We start from the raw sequence: 4,349 nt of genomic DNA on the forward strand, positions 1-4,349 counted from the left end.
CAGCGGCAACGGCCTGCGGGATGCCGAGGGCGCCGTACAGGCCGCCGGCCACGATGTCCACGGCCGGCAGGTGCACGATCATCTGCTCCTGCATGGTAGACGACACCACGCCCAGGCTGCGCTTTACTTCGGCGAGCGTTGCGCGGTCGCAACCTTTGAAGAGCACGGGCGGCTCGTCGCGGTGCAGCGGCAGCATCTCGCGCGTGACAAGCTTCACGAACGTCGACTTGCCCGACCCGTTCGGCCCGAGCAGGGCGATGTTCTCGCCGCACGCGAGCTCGAACGCGTCGACCGTCAGGATGACGCGCCCGGCTCGGCGCACGACGGCGTTGCGCAGTTGAAGGAAAGGGGGCGGGGTGAGGCTCATGTTCGTTTTATCGCTCCTGTTCAGAAGCAGTGTTTCACGTGAAACACTGCCGAAGTGGCCGAGGGTGGATATCCGGTGGGGCAACCGGAGGGGCGCTCGACGCGGGAATACCGCGAATACCACGCAAGGAAGATGGGACCGGGAAAGAGAAACGGCGGGCGCCCCGCAGGGCTCCCGCCGTTGATAATGGTTTGCGCACCTGCACCGTGCAGCCGGGCTGCTATGCCGCCTCGGCAGGCTGCTGGCTCGCGCCGTCGCCGCCTTCTGCGGGCTGGTCGCCGGCCGCATTGTCGGCAGAGCCGTCGGCGTTGCCCGCCGCATCGCTCCCATCGGCAGCATCGGCCGAACTGCCGTTGTCGGCGGAACCGTCCGTCGTGCCCTCGGCGCTGCCGTCGGCATTGTCGCCGGCAGCGTTCTGCTCGGCGCCCGTCGACCCCTCGGCCGGCGTGTACTTCGACATGTCGACGGCGTAGGGCAGGCCCTCCGGCATCGGGTTGATCTGGATGTCGGCATTCTCCTTGTACTCGTTGAACCACTCCTGGACCGCCGTGCTCTGGTTCTGCTGCTTGAGGGATTCCTTCACGCTGTCAAGGAACTCGACGGGGATCTGGTCGGTGCTCGTGAGCTCCACCGTCTCGGTGCCGTCCTCGCCGACGACCTTCGGCGCGTTGAACACGTCGGTGCACTTGATGATATGGATGCCGTACTGGCTCGTAACCAAGCCGCTGACCTGATCCTTCTCAAGGCCGGCCAAGGCATCCGTGTACTCGGTCACGAAGCTGCTCAGCTTGTCCCAGCCCACGTCGCCGCCCTTCGCGGCGCTGCCGCCGGTGCCTTCCGCGTTGTCCTTGGAGTACTGCTTGGCAGCCTCGGCGAAGTCCAGCTGGCCGCTGTTGATCTGGTCGAGCACGCTCTGGGCCGTGGCCTCGTCGCCGCTGTCGAACAGGATGTGCGAGGAACGCTTCGCTCCGTCGTAGGCGGAGGCGTACATCTGCGCGTACTTCAGCAGGTCCTCCTGGCTGGGCTCCTCGTCGGAGGCAAACGACTCGGTCAGCTTCTTCTGCAAGAGCTGGCTCTCAACGTTCTCGCGGTACTTCTCCTCGGTGAAGCCGGCCTGCTCGAGGGCGGCCTTCCACTTCTCGTCGTCCTCGTAGTTCGCCTTCGTCTTGTTCACGATGTCGTCGATCTCGGAGCTCTCGACGCTGATGTTCTTCTCCTTCGCGCCCTGCTTGATGAGCTCCTGCTGCGCGAACGAATCGATCATCTCCTCGCGGACGGACTCGGGCGTCATGGCGTTGTCGGCGAGCCACTGGCCCCAGGTATCGGCATCGGTCATGCTCATCTGGGAGCGGATGCTCTCGACCATGCCCGTGACCTCGTCCTCGGGAATCTCCGTGCCGTTGACCGTGGCCGCCACGCCGCCGGTGTAGGTCTTCGTGCCGGAAGCGGAGGCGCCGTCCGCACAGGCCGCCAGGCCCCATACGCACGTGGCTGCCAACCCGGCAACGCACACGGCCTTCATGATGTTAGCAGTCTTCATAGGACCCTTCCCTCGACATGCCGGCTGCCGCTGCTGCCGTGCATGATGTAAGTTACTGAGCGGTATTTTCGCACACGCGGCAATTGCCACCGCAGCGATGCACAATATACCCACTTTCGCTTCACGAAGCATGGACGAGGCTCTATATGAAGAAGCACCCCCGACGCTGACGCGGAGGTGCTTCTTGCCGAGGCAAATACAGAACCTGCGGAAGCCTGCTAGTTCTTGTTGGCCTTCTTGCGCTCGATGGAGCTCAGGATGCGCTTGCGCAGGCGGATGCTCTTCGGCGTGACCTCCACCAGCTCGTCGTCCTCGATGTACTCCAGCGCCTCCTCCAAGGTGAACGTCTGCGGCGGCGTGAGCTGGATGGCCTTGTCGGCGCCGCTCGAGCGCTGGTTGCCCAGCTGCTTCGACTTCGCGATGTTGACGACCATGTCGCCTTCCTTCGCGCTCTCGCCCACGATCATGCCCTCGTAGCAGTCCTCGCCCGGGCCCACGAACAGCTTGCCGCGCTCCTGCAGCGTGTCGAGCGCATAGGCCACCGATTTTTCGGTGGACATGCTGATCATGGAGCCGTTCTTGCGGCCGTTGAAGTCGCCGCGGTAGGCGCCGTACTCGCTGAAGTGGTGGAACATGGTTGCCTCGCCACGCGTGACGTTCAAAAGGCGGGTGCGCAGGCCCATGGTGCCGCGCGTGGGGATCTTGAACACGAGGTGCGTCTGGTCGCCGCGCTGGAACATGTCGGCCATCTCGCCGCCGGCGCTGCCGAACACCTCGATGGCCTTGCCCGCGTACTCGCTGGGCACGTCGACCGTGGCCTCCTCGATGGGCTCGAGCTTGCGGCCCTGCTCGTCCTTCTTGATGAGCACGCGCGGGCGACCCACCTGGAACTCGAAGCCCTCGCGGCGCATCGTCTCCATGAGCACGGACAGGTGCAGCACGCCGCGCCCGGCCACCTCCACGCCGGACTTGTCCTCCAGCTCCTCGATGCGCATGGAGATGTTGCTCTCCGCCTCGCGCATGAGGCGCTCCTTCAGCTGGCGCGCGCCCACGATGTCTCCCTCGCGGCCGATGAGCGGGCTGGTGGACGCCTCGAACACGACGGCCATCGTGGGCTCCTCGACCTCGATGGGGTCGAGGCGCACCGGGTTCTCGCGGCTCGTGACCATGTCGCCGATGTCGGCGTCCTCCACGCCCACCACGGCCACGATGTCGCCCGCGTGCACTTCCTGCTGTTTCTTCTTGCCCAGCTCCTCGAACGTGAACACGTCCTTGATGACGGTGTTGTAGCGCGTGTTGTCGTTCTTGATGACCAGCGCCTGCTCGTTCTTGTGGATAGTGCCGCTGAACAGGCGGCCCACGCCGATGCGGCCGACGAAGCTCGAGTGGTCGACCGTGCAGATCTGCAGCGCCACCGGGCCGTTCGGCTCGCAGTCGGGTGCCGGGATCTCCTTCAGGATGGTCTCCAGCAAGGGCAGCATGTCCATGTTGTCGTCGTCAGGGGCGAAGCGCGCGTAGCCGTTCACGGCGCTGGCGTAGATGATGGGGAAGTCGAGCTGCTCGTCGGACGCCTCGAGCTCCACCATGAGGTCGAACACCTCGTCCACCACTTCCTCGGGACGGGCGCCGGGGCGGTCGATCTTGTTCACCACGAGCACGATGCGCAGGCCGAGCGACAGCGCATGCTTCAGCACGAACCGCGTCTGGGGCATGGGGCCCTCGAACGCGTCCACGATGAGCAGGGCACCGTCGGCCATGTTGAGCACGCGCTCCACCTCGCCGCCGAAGTCGGCGTGGCCCGGCGTGTCGATGACGTTGATCTTCACGCCGTTGTAGGTGACGGAGATGTTCTTCGACAGGATGGTGATGCCGCGCTCGCGCTCCTGGTCGTTGCTGTCGAGCACGCGCTCGTCCACCTGCTGGTTCTCGCGGAAAACGCCGCTCGTGTACAGCAGCCGGTCCACGAGCGTGGTCTTGCCGTGGTCGACGTGGGCGATGATGGCGATGTTGCGGAGGTTCTCTTGTTTCACGCTGTTCCTTCTTCTCTCGGTATCGGTTGCGCGGCGCGGGGCCGCGATGGTTCCCTTGCAGGTGCGCCGAGCGACGACGTATCGACGCAGAGCAGGCAGGCGGCGAGGCTACTCCAAGTCCTCAAGCTCGCTTTCCAGGCGGCGCTGCTCTGCCTTGAGCTCGTCGATGTGCTCGTTGAGCGTGCCGATGGTGCGCTGGGCGCCGACAGCCTGGATGATTCCCCACATCACGGCCGTCACGCCTGCCGTGGCCAAGATGAGCAGCGGCCCCGGTTTGCGGAAGAGGATGGCCACCACCGCGCCGATCCCCGCCATGACCAGACCGTTGCGGCGCTCGTCGTACACGACGTCGCGCTGGTGCACCAGCTGCGTGCGGGCTGCGGCGATGCCGGCGAGGCGCGCCTCGGCCTGG

At 65.5% G+C, this 4,349-nt stretch carries 3 protein-coding genes and 1 pseudogene; all 4 read right to left on the bottom strand.

Translation table 11 applies throughout. The features are described 5' to 3' along the window. Nucleotides 1-367 (bottom strand): ATP-binding cassette domain-containing protein (locus GPA_RS05865; protein WP_041239165.1); only part of this gene is annotated, 367 nt, incomplete at its 3' end. A 220-nt stretch (nucleotides 368-587) separates the two neighbouring features. Then, the gene (locus tag GPA_RS05870) at nucleotides 588-1,907 is read right to left on the bottom strand and encodes a peptidylprolyl isomerase (RefSeq protein WP_015539270.1); all 1,320 of its coding nucleotides are present in this window, start codon (nucleotides 1,905-1,907) and stop codon (nucleotides 588-590) included. 218 nt (nucleotides 1,908-2,125) lie between these two features. After that, nucleotides 2,126-3,937: a translational GTPase TypA gene (gene typA / locus GPA_RS05875; protein WP_041239166.1), complete on the bottom strand. Its 1,812-nt coding sequence runs from the start codon at nucleotides 3,935-3,937 to the stop codon at nucleotides 2,126-2,128. Nucleotides 3,938-4,045: 108 nt separating this feature from the next. After that, a pseudogene (locus GPA_RS05880) lies at nucleotides 4,046-4,349 on the bottom strand (J domain-containing protein); the annotation flags it as partial.

The sequence above is a fragment of the Gordonibacter pamelaeae 7-10-1-b genome, assembly GCF_000210055.1.
GTDB lineage: Bacteria > Actinomycetota > Coriobacteriia > Coriobacteriales > Eggerthellaceae > Gordonibacter > Gordonibacter pamelaeae.

Bases quoted from the DNA above. Each gene is read 5' to 3' on its own strand.
- GPA_RS05870 (WP_015539270.1), bottom strand. From the start codon at position 1,907: ATGAAGACTGCTAACATCATGAAGGCCGTGTGCGTTGCCGGGTTGGCA.